11 protein-coding genes and 1 tRNA gene are annotated in these 15,192 nt (G+C 61.7%); 7 read left to right on the top strand and 5 right to left on the bottom strand.

From position 1 onward, the window contains the following. Window positions 1–58: 58 nt before the first annotated feature. Window positions 59–3,184, bottom strand: coding sequence for an efflux RND transporter permease subunit (locus tag ACZ52D_RS15860; protein WP_464441921.1), 3,126 nt, complete (start codon window positions 3,182–3,184; stop codon window positions 59–61). A 3-nt stretch (window positions 3,185–3,187) separates the two neighbouring features. Beyond that, the gene (locus tag ACZ52D_RS15855; protein WP_464441920.1) at window positions 3,188–4,339 is read right to left on the bottom strand and encodes an efflux RND transporter periplasmic adaptor subunit; all 1,152 of its coding nucleotides are present in this window, start codon (window positions 4,337–4,339) and stop codon (window positions 3,188–3,190) included. A gap of 244 nt (window positions 4,340–4,583) precedes the next feature. Between ACZ52D_RS15855 and mtnA the strand changes: the two genes are divergently transcribed. Together mtnA and ACZ52D_RS15845 are read left to right on the top strand one after the other, a co-directional pair. Further along, window positions 4,584–5,708 carry an S-methyl-5-thioribose-1-phosphate isomerase gene (gene mtnA / locus ACZ52D_RS15850; protein ID WP_464441919.1) on the top strand — a complete coding sequence of 375 codons (1,125 nt, stop codon included), beginning with the start codon at window positions 4,584–4,586 and terminating at the stop codon, window positions 5,706–5,708. Continuing rightward, window positions 5,705–6,370: a class II aldolase/adducin family protein gene (locus ACZ52D_RS15845; protein WP_464441918.1), complete on the top strand. Its 666-nt coding sequence runs from the start codon at window positions 5,705–5,707 to the stop codon at window positions 6,368–6,370. The genes mtnA and ACZ52D_RS15845 overlap by 4 nt, the downstream gene beginning before the upstream one ends. 88 nt (window positions 6,371–6,458) lie before the next feature. Here ACZ52D_RS15845 and ACZ52D_RS15840 read toward each other — a convergent pair. Next, window positions 6,459–6,544 (bottom strand) — tRNA-Leu (locus tag ACZ52D_RS15840). A gap of 164 nt (window positions 6,545–6,708) precedes the next feature. On the opposite strand from ACZ52D_RS15840, the gene ACZ52D_RS15835 reads away from it, so the two are divergent. Both ACZ52D_RS15835 and ACZ52D_RS15830 read left to right on the top strand, forming a co-directional pair. Continuing rightward, on the top strand, window positions 6,709–7,287 hold the full coding sequence (locus tag ACZ52D_RS15835; RefSeq protein ID WP_222453084.1) for a YqaA family protein: 579 nt from the start codon (window positions 6,709–6,711) through the stop codon (window positions 7,285–7,287). Between the two features lie 2 nt (window positions 7,288–7,289). Next, window positions 7,290–7,757, top strand: a complete 468-nt coding sequence (locus ACZ52D_RS15830; RefSeq protein ID WP_464441916.1) for a disulfide bond formation protein B — start codon at window positions 7,290–7,292, stop codon at window positions 7,755–7,757. Window positions 7,758–7,813: 56 nt separating this feature from the next. Here the strand turns inward: ACZ52D_RS15830 and ACZ52D_RS15825 are convergent, their stop codons facing one another. Then, window positions 7,814–8,239 carry an Lrp/AsnC family transcriptional regulator gene (locus ACZ52D_RS15825; protein ID WP_222453086.1) on the bottom strand — a complete coding sequence of 142 codons (426 nt, stop codon included), beginning with the start codon at window positions 8,237–8,239 and terminating at the stop codon, window positions 7,814–7,816. Between the two features lie 114 nt (window positions 8,240–8,353). Between ACZ52D_RS15825 and rocF the strand changes: the two genes are divergently transcribed. Genes rocF through ACZ52D_RS15810 form a run of 3 tightly spaced genes read left to right on the top strand, consistent with a single transcriptional unit; the run spans window position 8,354 to window position 11,249 of the window. Continuing rightward, complete coding sequence (rocF, locus tag ACZ52D_RS15820; protein WP_369929393.1) at window positions 8,354–9,280, top strand: arginase; 927 nt, start codon at window positions 8,354–8,356, stop codon at window positions 9,278–9,280. Continuing rightward, on the top strand, window positions 9,277–10,206 hold the full coding sequence (gene ctlX, locus ACZ52D_RS15815; protein WP_464441914.1) for a citrulline utilization hydrolase CtlX: 930 nt from the start codon (window positions 9,277–9,279) through the stop codon (window positions 10,204–10,206). Before rocF ends, ctlX begins: the two co-directional genes overlap by 4 nt. Further along, entirely contained in the window at window positions 10,203–11,249 is a 1,047-nt protein-coding gene (locus ACZ52D_RS15810) for an ornithine cyclodeaminase (protein ID WP_464441913.1), read from the top strand. Before ctlX ends, ACZ52D_RS15810 begins: the two co-directional genes overlap by 4 nt. Before the next feature lie 243 nt (window positions 11,250–11,492). Here the strand turns inward: ACZ52D_RS15810 and ACZ52D_RS15805 are convergent, their stop codons facing one another. Then, a complete protein-coding gene (locus ACZ52D_RS15805) occupies window positions 11,493–15,131 on the bottom strand; it encodes a vitamin B12-dependent ribonucleotide reductase (protein ID WP_417471883.1) in 3,639 nt (1,212 codons plus the stop codon). Between the last annotated feature and the right edge of the window lie 61 nt (window positions 15,132–15,192).

The raw sequence follows: 15,192 nt of genomic DNA, 5'->3' as shown, positions 1-15,192 counted from the left end.
GCCGCCGCCCCTGCCCCGCGATTTTCTGCGGGACAGGGACCTTGGTTGCAGACAGGCGTCACTCAGCCGGTTTCGCGGCCGCTGTGCCGCGCACCCGCTCACGCAACCCCTGCATCACGGCATAAAGGACCGGCACCAGGATAACGCCCAGCACGGTGGCCGCCAGCATGCCGCCGAACACAGCGATGCCGATCGCTTTCTGGCTGGCTGCGCCGGCGCCTGAGGCCGCAATCAGAGGCACGACCCCCAACAAGAACGACAGCGCCGTCATCATGACGGCCCGGAAACGCTGGCTGGCAGCCTCGCGCGCGGCTTCGACAATCGTCTTACCGGCGGCCCGCTGCTCCATCGCGAACTCGACGATGAGGATGGCGTTCTTGGAGGCAAGCCCGATCAACATGATCATGCCGATCTGGGTGTAGAGGTTGATGTCGCTGCCCACCAAAGCCACCGCGGCGACCGCCCCGAACAAGGCGACGATCACCGATAGCAAGATCGCGACGGGCATGGTCCAGCTCTCGTATTGGGCCACCAGGAACAGGTAGCCGAACAGGACTGCCATGCCCAGGATCACCACGACCAGACCGGCAGAATCGAGCTGCTGCTGGGCAGTGCCGGTCCACTCAAAGGCATAGCCCGGCGGCAACGCCGTTGCCGCCTCCTCCTGCATCACGCGGATCGCATCGCCGGTGGACAACCCCTCGGCAGGAACCGCCGTGACCGTTGCGGACCGGAAGATGTTATGGCGCTTGAGCAGCACCGGTCCGAGGATGTTTTCAACATCGATGAGGGTCGACAGCGGCACCATCTCTCCAGTTTGCGCCCGCACATGGAGGTTTCCGATGTCCTCGATCTTTTCCCGATGAGAGCCCTCGGCCTGCAGTAGCACCTTGTAGACCCGACCGAACAGATTGAAATCATTGACGTAGTAGGAGCCCAGCTGGGCTTGCATGGTCTGGAACACCTCGGAGATCGACACATTCAGTGTCTTGGCTTTTTCCCGGTCAAGATCCACGAAGACCTGCGGCACATTCGCCCGGAAGGTCGTGTAGGCCTGGGCAATCTCTGGCCGCTGGTTCGCGGCGTAGACCAGCGCGCCCAACGCCTGGGACAGGTCCTGCGGGCTGCCGCCTGCCGTCTGCTGCACCGCCATCTCGACGCCGGCAGACATCCCCAGGCCCGGGATCGGCGGCGGGTTGAAGGCCACGATGCTTGCGGCAGCCTCCTGATTGGCAATCCCGTATATCTGCCCAAGAATGGCGTCAGGCTGCAGGCTGTCCTCGCCACGTTGGTCCCAGGGGGCAAGGTTGGCGATGATCATTGCACCATTGGCGCTCGCGCCGTTCAGCAGGCTGAACCCGTTGACCAGCACCGTACCTTCTACGCCGGGAATGGCGCGGATCTGCGCGTCCACCCGTTGTGTCACCTGTTCGGTGCGCCCCAAGGCCGCCGCATCGGGCAGCTGGATATCCACGAACAGATAACCATTGTCTTCGGCAGGCAGGAACCCCTTGGAAGACGCATTGAACAATCCGCCGGTCCCCAGCGCCACGGCCGCGATGATCGCAAGGCCGATCAGCGGAAGACGCAGGAAGCGACTGACGACGCTGGTGTACCCGTCGCGCAGACCGCCGATCCCGCGCTCGAACAGCGCCAAAGCGCCGGACGGGGCGCCCTTGCGGGGCTTCAGGATCAGCGCGCACAGGGCGGGTGACAATGTCAGGGCATTGATCGAAGAGATCACCACCGCGATCGAAATGGTGACTGCGAACTGCGAATACAGCCGACCAGTGATCCCCGGCATGAAGGTGACCGGGACGAACACCGCAAGAAGCACGAGCGTGGTCGCAATCACCGGGCCGGTGATCTGGCCCATTGCCCGGCGGGTGGCTTCTGCCGGCGGCAAGCCTTCTTCGGCTATGATGCGCTCGACGTTTTCCACGACCACAATCGCATCATCCACCACGATGCCGATCGCCAACACCAGTGCGAACAGCGAAATGGTATTCAAGGACATCCCCATCGCCAGCAGGAAGGCGAAGGTTCCGATCAGCGATACCGGAATGGCCACCGCCGGAATGATCGTTGCGCGAAGCGATCCCAGAAAAATGAACACCACCGAGATCACCAGGATGAAGGTCATCACCAGTGTCGAGACGACATCGTTCAGGGACTGTTCGACGAAGTCGGTTGTGTTGAAGGGAACGGTATATTCCACATCGTCCGGAAACGCCGCCGACAGACGCTCAAGCTCCGCGAGAACCGCATCGGACACGGCCAGCGCATTTGCGCCGGGCGCCTGATAGACCGCGAGGATCGTCGAGGGCACACCATCGTTGAATCCGGACGCACTATAGGTGGATGCGCCCAGCTCAACCCGCGCCACATCCGAGAGCCGGACAGAGCTGCCGCCACTGCCGGTGCGGATGACGATGTCTTCGAATTCGCTGACTTCGGTCAGCCGTCCCTTGGACTTGATGGTGTATTGAAATACCTGATCGCCCGGCACCGGTGGTGCGCCGACCTGGCCAGCCGAAACCTCGACGTTCTGTTCGCGAATGGCGCCGATCACATCGGAGGGCGCGATCCCCAGCCCGGCCATCTTGTTCGGATCAAGCCAGATGCGCATGGCATATTCGAAATTGGTCAGGATATCCGCCTTGCCGACACCTTCGACGCGCGACAAGGCATCCTTGATGTTGATGGCAGCGTAGTTCGACAGGAACACGTTGTCATAGGTGTTACCGGGTGAGGTCAGCGCCGCCACCAACAGCATGTTGGAGGAACTTTTCTGGGTGACGACCCCACTGGCCGTCACTTCGGCGGGCAATCCGGCCATCGCCTGGGCCACCCGGTTCTGCACATTGACCGCCGCGATGTCGGGGTCGGTGCCGACCTCAAACGTGACCGCCAGAGAATAGCCGCCGTTGTCCGAGGAGGTGGAGGTCATGTAGACCATCCCGTCAACGCCGTTGACCTGCGCCTCGATCGGTGCGGCGACGCTCTTTTCCACGGTCTCGGCATTGGCCCCGGGATAGCTGGTGGAGACATTCACGACCGGCGGCGTGATCTCGGGGAACTGGGCGACCGGCAATGCCATGTAGCCGATCACCCCCATCACGGTCAGCACCAGGGAAATGACGATCGCGAACTTCGGCCGCGAAATGAAAATTGACGACAGCATCGGTCAGTCCCCCGCCTGCCCGGCCAACACCGGATCAACCGCAACGCCTGGCCGGATCTTTTGCAGGCCTTCGACCACCACGCGGTCGCCCTGCGCCAGGCCATCCAGCACGATGATGTCGGTGCCCCGGGCATCGCCCGTCACGATGTAGCGCTGTTCGACCTGGTTCTGATCATTCACCACCAGCACGAACGGCCCCTGCTGGTCGCGCTGAACCGCGGCCTGCCGGATCGTCAGCCGGTCAACGGGCTCCTGGGATTGCAGGCCAACCGTCAGGAATGCGCCGTCCAGAAGCAGCCGGTGTTCGTTGGGGAATCTTGCCCGCAGGGTGACGGCCCCGGTTGCCGGATCGACGCGGTTCTCGGCAAAGGCAATGCGGCCACGCTCTTCCAGCGGGGAGCCGTTCGGCAACACCACAAAGACCTCGGGTGCCTGGGTGCTATCAGAGCGGTCGATGCCGCCGGCTTCCATCATCTGCAACACTTCGACGAATTGCTTTTCGTTGAGCGAGAACGACACGTAAATCGGCGCCTCGCGCACGAGGTTGACCAACGGCGCGCCGCCAGGACTGATAACGTCGCCAAGGCTGACAGCAATACGCCCGATCCGTCCGGAAAACGGAGCGCGGATCTCGGTATAGCTCAGATCCAGCTCGGCCTGGCGAATGGCGGCTTTGGCCGCACGCACCTGTGCCTCTGCCACCAGCTCATTCGCCCGGGCGGTATCCCGGTCTGCCTCCGGCACTGAACCGCGCGCCAACAGTTCCTGCTTGCGCTCGAGTTCCAGCTTAGCCAGCTCGAGGTTGGCCTCAGCCTTTGCAAGGTCCGCACGACGGCTCTCCAGCGCGGCCTCGTAAGAGCTGCGCTCGATCCGGAACAGCACGTCGCCCTCGGTGACTTCGGCGCCGTCCTCAACCAGGATTTCTTCCAGGTAGCCACTGACACGTGCGGTGATGTCCGCCTTGTCGATTGCCTCCCCGCGACCAATGAAACTTGCACTGTCCCGGATCGGCTCGATCACCGCCTCCGAAACGGAGACCCGCGGAGCCGCCCCTTGTTGTTGGGCCCATCCGGGATTTGCGCACAGCAAGCCAGCTGCGAGTCCGACGGCAAGCACACTGCGCGCGCGTCCGGCACAAGTACCAATGGATTTCATTTCATAGCCTTTCAAACAATCGGATAAATTCAGGCCACGACCCGTAGCCGTCGCGGCGTTCGCTCTATGTGTAGGTGCATTGAACACTTTGAAAGGTCGCTGCTGCAAGTACGTCGGACCCTGCGGCGAAAATCAGCGCCAATCGCGATGCCCGCGTACCGCAGCACTTGAACGCGGCGGCAATATCCGAAAGAACCCAAGTGACGAACCCGGTGCTGCGCCGGCAAAAGGAAGGATACCTGCAATGAAAGTGAACGGTACACATTACCGCTCCTTGTGGTGGAACGCCCAGCGTGACGTTCTGGAAATCATTGACCAGCGCTGGCTGCCGCATGAATTCCGCATCCAGCCCGTCGAAACATTGCAGGACTTTGCCGACGCCATCGTCGAAATGCGCGTTCGTGGTGCCCCGCTGATCGGCGCCACCGCGGCCTACGGCATGGCGCTGGCAATGCGACAGGACCCGTCGGATGCTGCCATGGACAAGACCTGGACCTTCCTGAACGAAACCCGACCGACGGCCATCAACCTGCGCTGGGCGCTGGACCGCTGCCGCAGCCACCTGCGACCGCTGTCGCCGGGGCTGCGCGCGGATGCCGCGCTGGCGCTGGCCCACGCCATTGCTGATGAGGACGTCGAGATCAACCGTCGCATCGGCGAGCACGGGTTGGAACTGATCCGCGAGATCGCCGCCGAAAAACCCGAAGGGGAGCCTGTGCGGCTGCTCACCCATTGCAACGCCGGCTGGATTGCCACCGTGGACTGGGGCACGGCCACCAGCCCGATGTACCAAGCCCACGATGCCGGAATTCCGATTCACGTCTGGGTGGATGAAACCCGTCCCCGCAATCAGGGCGCGCTGACGGCTTGGGAGCTGGGCAGCCACGGCATCAGCCACAACTACATCACGGACAATGCCGGCGGTCACCTGATGCAGCATGGCCTGGTCGACCTCGTCATCACCGGGACCGATCGTACCACCCGCCAAGGCGACGTCTGCAATAAGATCGGCACCTACCTCAAGGCGCTTGCGGCGCGCGACAACGATGTCCCCTTCTACGTTGCCCTGCCCTCGCCCACGATCGACTGGACTGTTCGGGACGGGGTTGCCGAAATCCCGATCGAGGAGCGCAGCGAAAAGGAGATCACCCACGTGCAGGGCAAAACGGCCTCCGGTGACGTCGATACCGTGCAGGTCACGCCGGTCGGCACGCCGGGCGGCAACCCGGCGTTCGACGTCACGCCGAACCGTTTGGTGACCGGATTGATTACCGAGCGCGGGATCTGCGAGGCCTCTGAGGCTGGTCTGGCGCGCCTGTTCCCCGAGCTCGCACAAGCCGCACAGGTTTCGCAGGGAGGTACCCTGTGAAGCCCCCGTATGAAGACACCACGGCCGTGCGGCAGGCGGTCATTGATGCCTGCCTGAAAATGAATGCAGAAGGCATCAACCAGGGCAGTTCCGGCAATATTTCGGTGCGGGCCGGAAATCAGATGCTGATCACCCCCTCCGGCGTTGCCTACGAAGCGATGACGCCGGATATGCTGGTGCAAATTCCACTGGATGGCAGCCCGGCGCCCATGGGGCAGATGAAACCCTCCACCGAGTGGCCATTTCACCTCGCGATCCTGCAGGCCAAGCCCGCGGTGAATGCCGTTGTTCACGCGCATCCGGTTCATTGCAGCGCGCTTGCGATGAACAGGCAGAGCATTCCCGCCTGCCACTATATGGTCGCAGCCTTCGGCGGCACCGATGTGCCGCTCGCGGATTATGCCTTGTTCGGCAGCCGCCAGCTCTCGGACAACATCGTTGCAACCTTGCAAGACCGGTCAGCCTGCCTGATGGCAAATCACGGCGCGGTCTGCACCGGCGAAAGCCTGCCGCGCGCCTTGTGGCGCATGGTGGAATTGGAAACATTGGCAAAGGGCTACGCGACGAGCCTCATGATCGGTGAACCGCATATCCTGAGCCAGTCCGAGATGGACGAGGTGATCGCCGCTTTCGCGGATTACGGATTGAAGGACAGCCGTTGAATTTGCGCAAATGCAAAGGAGGGCGTATTTATAAGCAAATGCAGGCCCCCAGAGGCTCTCTGGTTCGTTTTGCTGGATTGCGGAAATGTGGTGCCCAAGGAGAGACTCGAACTCTCACGATGTTGCCATCGGGGGATTTTGAATCCCCTGCGTCTACCATTCCGCCACTTGGGCCACGACCTGTTCCTAGCCAAGCCAGAAGCCGAGGTCCAGAGGCAAAACAACCTACTGACGCGGAAAATTTGCGACCTGAATTTGCGGCATGGCAGAGGTTGACGGACGACTGCCCGCGTGTCACCCCGCTTCTGGATATTGGTTGAGAACGCAAGGCAGATAAGATGCTCAAACCACTGTACAACCAGACGATGGCCTTGGCCGATCACCCCAAGGCGCTCTGGTGGTTGGCGGCCGTTGCGTTCGTGGAAAGTTCGTTCTTTCCGATCCCGCCCGACGTCCTGATGATTCCAATGATCCTGGCCCGCCCGTCGCGCGCCTGGCTGGTGGCCCTGGTTGCACTGGTGGCCTCGGTTGCGGGGGGCGTTCTGGGGTATGTGATCGGGGCGTTCTTCTATGACAGCATCGGCCAACCCGTGCTAGAGGCCATGGGCAAAGGCGCGGCCATGGAGGAGTTCAACACACGCTTCAATGACTTCGGCTTCTGGGCCGTGTTGGGCGCGGGTGTGACCCCATTTCCCTACAAGGTCATCACCATCATGTCCGGCTGGACCGGGATGCCGTTGGGCACATTCATTGCGACCTCCATCCTCGCGCGCGCATTGCGTTTTTTCCTCGTGGCAGGTCTGCTGTGGCAGTTCGGCACACCAATCCGTGACTTCATCGAGCGGCGTCTGGGACTGGTCTTCACACTGTTCGTCATTCTCCTGTTCGGTGGCTTTCTGATGATAAGGTATCTCTGAATATGCATCGTATTCTGATCGTGATCGCGGCTGGCGGTTCGGCGGCATTGCTTCTGGGCGCGCTTGGGTTTCAGTACATCGGCCAGATGGCCCCCTGCGACCTGTGCTACATGCAGCGTTACCCCCACGCCGCGGCGGTTGCCATTGGCCTTGTGGCCCTGTTTCTGCCTTGGGCGCTGCTCGCCTATCTCGGCGCCGCGGCGGCGCTGACAACGGCGGCAATTGGCGCCTATCACACCGGCGTTGAGCGCGGATGGTGGGAAGGCCCGAGCACCTGCACCTCGGGTCCGGTGGGGAACCTGTCCGCCGATCAGCTGATGGAACAGATCATGAGCGCGCCGCTGGTTCGTTGCGACGAAGTGCCGTGGCAGTTGCTGGACCTCTCCATGGCGAGCTGGAATGCCATTGCATCTGTGGCCCTGGCCCTGATCTGGATCGCGGCAGGCAATCACGCGCGCAAGCAGGGCTGACACGAAAGAAGATCAGCTGAAGCCAACAACAGCCTGGCTTCGCTGATCTTTTCTTTCTACGTATCCTTCTTGGTCGCCAGGAGAAGATTGGTCTCACTGCTCACGACACCCTCGAAGGTGCGGATCTTGGCGAGAGCGGTGTCGAGAGTTTCCAGCGTCTCCGTGCCCAGCTCGACGATCAAATCCCAGCGGCCATTCGTGGTGTGGATCGCCCGCACCTCCGGCAACCCCTGCAGCTGCCGGGTGATACGACTGGTCCCGCGCCCTTCGATGCCGATCAGCATCAGGCCCCGCACCGGATCACGCAGCACGTCCTCCTTCATCACCACCGTGAACCCGAGGATATCGCCCCGTGCCTGCAGCCGTTCGATTCGCGCCCGGACCGTGGTGCGCGACAGGTTCAGCTCCAGTGCCAGGTCCGACAGCGACGCACGCGCATTGTGGCGCAGTGCGGAAACCAGCCGCTCATCCGTTTTGTCCATATCCCACCTCAAATCGATCAGACGTCCCCCAATATGGCCAAAATGAATGCTGGAATCCATCGCATATCGGAAGTTTTTATGAGGGCACTCGGATTTTTTTGAGAGGCACTCACCGTGACAAAGCAACATTGCATCCTTATCGGCGCCCCGGTCGACAGTGGCAAGCGCAGGGTCGGCTGCCTTATGGGTCCAGATGCCTATCGCACCGCCGGAATACGGCAGGCCTTGCAGAGCCTCGGCCACAGCGTCGAAGACATGGGCAACCTGTCTCCTGACCCCTATCCCGCAGACGACAACGATGGCCTTCTTCACGCGCCGAACGAAACGATCGCCTGGACCTCGCGCCTCGCCACCGTGGCCGAAGACGCCATGGAGCGTGGCCTTCCGGTTTTCCTGGGCGGAGATCACTCGCTGTCTTTGGGTTCGGTCGTCGGCGTGGCCAATCACGCTGCGCGCCAGAACCGCCCGCAGTTCGTGTTGTGGCTGGACGCTCATACTGACTTCCATACCCCAAAGACCACCGACAGTGGCAACCTGCATGGCACCCCGGTGGGATATTTCACTGGCCGCAAGGATTTCGACGGCTTTCCTGACGTGCCCAACCCCGTCCCTCAGGAAAACGTCTGCATGATCGGGCTGCGCTCGGTCGACACCGAGGAGCGACTGGCGTTGGAGGGCAGCGTGATCCGCACCCACGACATGCGCGACATCGACGAAAACGGCATTGCCGGGCCGCTGAACCGCTTCCTGGAGCAAGTGGCCGCCGCCAACGGCATGCTGCATGTGTCGCTTGACGTGGACTTCCTCGACCCGTCCGTTGCGCCTGCTGTCGGCACTACCGTGCCGGGTGGCGCAACCGTGCGCGAGGCCCATCTGGTTTGCGAAATGCTGCATGATTCCGGCCTGATGACCTCGCTCGACTTAGTGGAGCTGAACCCGTTCCTCGATGAACGCGGCCGCACCGCGCATCTGATGGTGGATCTCTGCGCCTCGGCCCTCGGCCGCCGCGTCTTCGACCGCCCGACCCGGAGCTATCGATGAGCAGCCTGCAAGCCCCTGGCGCGGTGGTGATGATCCGTTCGCACCATTTCCGCTCCAACCCGGAGACCAGCGGAGATAATGCTTTTCAAACACTTGCGCGAAACGATGAAAGTGCGACCGCGGCACAGGCCCTGACCGAATTCGACCAGGCGGTGGCAGCTTTACGCGAAGCCGGGGTGACCGTTCACGTCTTCGACGACGAAGGCACCGAAACCCCGGACAGCGTGTTTCCGAACAACTGGTTCTCCACCCATGCCGGCGGCCATATCGCGATCTACCCGATGTTCGCACCGAACCGCCGCAAGGAGCGGCGCTGGGACGTGATCGAGATGCTGAAGCGCGACTACCGTGTGCAGGACGTGATCGACTATTCCGGCCTGGAACAGGACGGACTGGCGCTGGAGGGCACCGGCGCCATGGTGCTCGACCACATCGGCCGCATTGCCTACACGGTGAAATCCAACCGCGCCGACCCGGTGCTGCTGGAGCGCTTCTGCACCCACTTCAACTTCGAGCCCATGGTGTTCGAGGCGAAGGACGCGCAAGGCCGGGACGTCTATCACACCAACGTCCTGATGGGCATCGGCACCGAATACGCGCTGATCGGCCTGTCGATGCTGCCCGACGCTAAACGCCGGGCCGAGGTTGCCGCAAGGCTGGAGGAGACCGGCCGCGAGGTGATCGACCTCACCCCGGAACAGATCGCCGCCTTCGCCGGCAATGCGCTTGAGCTCACCGGCAGGCGGCGGCTGCTGGCGCTGTCGGCCCGCGCAGTTGATGCGCTGAGGCCGGACCAGATCGCCGTGATCGAGCGCAGCGCCGAGCTGCTGCCGCTCTCCATCCCCACCATTGAAACCGCCGGCGGGTCGGTGCGCTGCATGCTGGCAGGCATCCACCTCAGCCCCCGTGAAAGGAAGACAGCATGACCCAACCTTCGGACAAGGCTCTGGTGCCTTTTGTAAGCGTCGACAATATGATGCGCCTTATTCATCACGTTGGGATCGAACAGATGCTGCGTGATCTGGCCGACTACGTGGAGGCCGATTTCAAGCGCTGGGAATTGTTTGACAAGACCCCGCGCGTCGCCAGCCACTCGGAGGTCGGCGTGATCGAGCTGATGCCGACGTCGGATGGCGAAGCTTATGGCTTCAAATACGTAAACGGCCACCCGAAGAACACTTCAGAAGGCCTGCAGACCGTCACCGCCTTCGGCCTGCTGGCGGACGTCTACACCGGGTACCCGGTGCTGCTGACCGAGATGACCATGCTGACCGCCCTGCGCACCGCAGCGACATCAGCTATGGCCGCCAAGTATCTGGCCCCGAAAGGCTCGGACACGATGGCGATGATCGGCAATGGCGCACAGTCGGAATTCCAGACGCTGGCGATGAAGGCCATTATCGGCCTGAAATCCGTACGTCTGTACGACAAGGATCCGGCTGCGACCGAGAAATGCGCCCGCAACCTGCAATGGCTCGGGATCGAGGTGGTTTCCTGCAAAACTCCGGAAGAAGCCATTGAGGGCGCGCAGATCCTGACCACCTGCACCGCCGACAAGCAATATGCCACCATCCTGACCGACAACATGGTCGGCAGCGGCGTACACATCAACGCGATCGGCGGCGACTGCCCGGGCAAGACCGAGCTGGCAGCCGGGATCCTGACGCGTTCGGACGTTTTCGTTGAATACCCGCCGCAAACGCGCATCGAAGGTGAAATTCAGCAGATGCCCGAGGATTTCCCGGTGACCGAACTCTGGGAAGTGATCACCGGCAACAAGCCCGGCCGCAACAGCGATCGGCAGATCACCCTGTTCGACAGCGTTGGCTTCGCGATCGAGGATTTCTCAGCGCTCCGCTACATTCGCGATCGCATCAAGGATACCGGCTACTTCATCGATCTGGACATGCTGGCCGACCCAGACGATCCGCGCGATCTCTTCGGCATGCTGCAACGGGCCAAGGGTTAATCTTAGAAACCCGCCCTTAGCCACTGTTTGACAAAAAGAAATGGCCCCCGCTGCACGCAGTGGGGGCCAGTTTTCACTGATCAGGTTCCTTCGTTGACTGCCCGTGTCCTATTCTTGCCTGGACCATCTCAGCGTTCAGGACAGGCGCACCGGTCCCGGATTAACATGGAAACTTGTAAAACACAGGCTTCCCCAAGCCCCCGCGACACACACTGACTGGAACAGTGCCGCGGAGGCGATTTTTCAGCTACAGCCGGACGTGCCGCCGCAGGTGTTGCATTTCATGCAGGTGCCGTTGCGCACCAATGTGTAGTTTCCGCATTCGCCGCAGGCTTCGCCCTCATAGCCTTGCATTTTTGCCTTGGTGCGTGCGTCCATGCCGCTCGCAGCCGGTGTGGCGGAGTCCGCGACTTCCGGGACCAGCGACTGCAGCGCCGCGATGGGATCGGTGCCTTGGGCCTGCCCGTCAGTCTGGCCGCCTTGCAAGACCACCAGCTCCTGCGGCAGCCGCTTGCGCAAGTATCCGGTAGAGGAAATCTGCTTCAGAACTTCGAGAGACCGCGTTGCCGCGTTTTCGCTGAGCTCGGCCAGGTTGGAGACCCCCTCTTCCTCGCCGCGCCCCAGATCGTCAAAGGTGGCGCCTTCCGGCTTGACGTGCGCCAGATCGGTGCGATCCAGGTAGCTGACCGCCAGTTCGCGGAACACATAGTCAAGGATCGAGGTCGCGTTCTTGATCGAGTCATTGCCCTGCACCATGCCGGCCGGCTCGAACTTGGTGAAGGTGAAGGCATCCACGAATTCTTCCAGCGGCACGCCGTATTGCAGGCCGACAGAGACCGCGATGGCGAAGTTGTTCATCATCGCCCGGAATCCAGCGCCTTCCTTGTGCATGTCGATGAAGATCTCGCCGAGGGTGCCGTCCTCGTACTCCCCGGTGCGCAGATAGACCTTGTGGCCGCCGACAACCGCCTTCTGGGTATACCCCTTGCGGCGTTGCGGCATCTTCTCACGGTGGCTGCGGACCAGCTCCTTGACCACCACCTTCTCGACCACTTTTTCGGCCAATGTGGCAGCCTTCTCCCGCGTCGAGCCGCTTTCCAGGATCTCCGCGGCTTCGTCGTCATCCTCGACCAGGGCCGCGGCCAGGGGCTGGCTCAACTTGGAACCGTCGCGATAGAGCGCGTTGGCCTTGATGCCGAGGCTCCAGCTCAGCTCATAGGCTTTCTGGCAGTCCTCGATCGTGGCCGAGTTGGGCATGTTGATGGTCTTGGAGATCGCCCCGGAGATGAAGCTCTGGGCCGCGGCCATCATGTAGATATGGCTATCAACACTCAGGAAACGCTTGCCTTTTTTGCCGCAGGGGTTGGCGCAATCGAAGATCGGGTAATGCTCTTCCTTCAGATGTGGCGCGCCTTCCAGCGTCATGGTTCCACATACGTGGTCATTCGCGGCATCAATATCTGCCTTGCTGAACCCTAGATGACGCAGCAGGTCAAAAGTGGGATCATTCAGTTTCGGTCCGGGAATGCCCAGCACGCCGGTGCAGAAGTCCTCTCCCAAAGTCCATTGGTTGAACACAAAGCGGATGTCGAAGGCCGTCTCCAGGGCGGCATCCACCTTGGCCAGTTCGTTGGGCCCAAAGCCGTGACCCGCCAGAGAGGTGTGGTTGATCGCAGGCGCGTTTCCGATCGAGCCATGGCCGACGGCGTAGGAGACGATCTCCTGGATCTGCGCCGAACTGTAGCCCAGTTTCTCCAGCGCAGCCGGGACCGAACGGTTGATGATCTTGAAGTAACCACCGCCCGCCAGCTTCTTGAACTTGACCAGTGCGAAATCCGGCTCGATGCCCGTGGTGTCGCAATCCATCACGAGACCGATGGTTCCCGTGGGTGCGATCACGGTGGTTTGCGCGTTGCGGTAGCCGTGCTTTTCGCCCAGTTCCAATGCCTCGTCCCAGGCGCTGGCGGCCAGATCGGTCAGCAATACATCCGGGCAATTGGCGATATCCAGCGGCACCGGCTTGACCGACAGGCCTTCGTACCCTTCCGCGTTGCCCTTTGCAGCATTGCGGTGATTGCGGATCACCCGCAGCATATGGTCGGCGTTCTTTGCATACCCCGGGAACGGGCCGAGCTCCGATGCGATCTCTGCCGAGGTCGCATAGGCCACACCGGTCATCAGCGCCGTCAGCGCGCCACACAGCGCCCGCCCCTCGTCCGAGTCGTAGCTGTAGCCCATATTCATCAACAGGCCGCCGATGTTTGCAAAGCCGAGCCCCAGCGTGCGGAAATCAAAGGACCGCTGCGCGATTTCCTTGGACGGGAACTGGGCCATCATGACCGAGATTTCGAGCGTCAGCGTCCACAGGCGACACGCGTGCATGTAATCATCAGCCTGGAACTGCCCGTCTTTCAGGAAGCTCAACAGGTTCAGAGAGGCGAGATTGCACGCGGTGTCATCCAGGAACATGTATTCCGAACAAGGGTTTGAACCGCGAATTTCACCGTCTTCCGGGCACGTATGCCATTCGTTCACCGTGTCGTGGAACTGAATGCCCGGATCTGCACAGGCCCAGGCCGCGTGACCCACCTTCTCCCACAGGTCACGCGCTTTGACCACTTTGGCCACTTCGCCGTCGGTGCGGTTTACCAGCTCCCAGTCAGCATCTTTTTCCACGGCGTGCAGAAACGCGTTGGTGACCCGGATCGAGTTGTTGGAGTTCTGCCCCGAAACAGAGTTGTAAGCCTCGGAGTCCCAGTCCGTGTCATAAGTCGGGAACTCGATCGAGGTGTGCCCCTGCTTGGCGTAATCCAGCACCCGTTTGATGTAGGTCTCGGGGATGGCGACCTTCTTGGCCTCGCGGATTGCCTTTTTCAGCCCCTCGTTGACAGCAGGATCGTAGGCGTCCGCTTCGGCACCGTCCCAGCTCCGGATCGCCTCGAAGATACCGTTCAGCATCTTCTCGTGCATTTTGGACCCGGCGACGATTGACGCGACCTTCTGCTCCTCGAGCACCTTCCATTGGATGAAATCTTCGATGTCCGGGTGGTCCGCATCGACGATGACCATCTTGGCCGCCCGCCGCGTGGTACCACCGGACTTGATCGCGCCCGCAGCGCGGTCGCCAATTTTCAAAAAGCCCATCAGGCCGGAAGACCGCCCGCCGCCGGAGAGAGGCTCGCCCTCGGCACGCAGGTGCGAGAAGTTCGTTCCGGTGCCCGAACCGTATTTGAACAGCCGCGCCTCACGCACCCAGAGGTCCATGATACCGCCATCCTTGACCAGATCGTCAGACACCGACTGGATGAAGCAGGCATGCGGCTGCGGGTGCTCGTAGGCGCTGTCGGACTTGGTCAGCTCACCCGTCTTGTAGTCGACGTAATAATGCCCCTGAGCCGGGCCGTCGATGCCATAGGCCCAATGCAGGCCGGTGTTGAACCACTGCGGCGAGTTCGGGGCCGACCGCTGCGTGGCGAGCATATAGCGCATTTCGTCGTAGTAGGCGCGCGCGTCTTCTTCCGAGGAGAAATACCCCCCCTTCCAGCCCCAGTAGGCCCATGCCCCCGCCAGGCGGTCGAACACCTGCTTGGAGGAAGTTTCACTGCCAAAGCTGGCGCCCTGTGCCGGAACCGAACGCCAGAGGAACTCCGGCACGCCCTTTTCGCGAACCTTTTTCAGCTTCGATGGCACGCCAGCCTTGCGGAAGTACTTCTGCGCGATTACGTCGCTGGCGACCTGGCTCCAGCTTTCCGGGATTTCGATATTTTCGAGCCTGAAGACGATCGTCCCATCGGGGTTCCGGATTTCCGAGGTCGCGGAAACAAAGCCGAGATCCGCATATGCATCCTGCCCGGCCTTGGTGAATTTGCGTTCGATCTTCATGCTCTGCCCCTTTGTCAAGCACTGGTCATTCACGTGTCACGGTGCCCCCAGCACCCGTTAA

It is taken from the genome of Leisingera sp. S2M4 (genome assembly GCF_055398055.1).
This window is presented reverse-complemented; position numbering and strand designations above follow the sequence as displayed.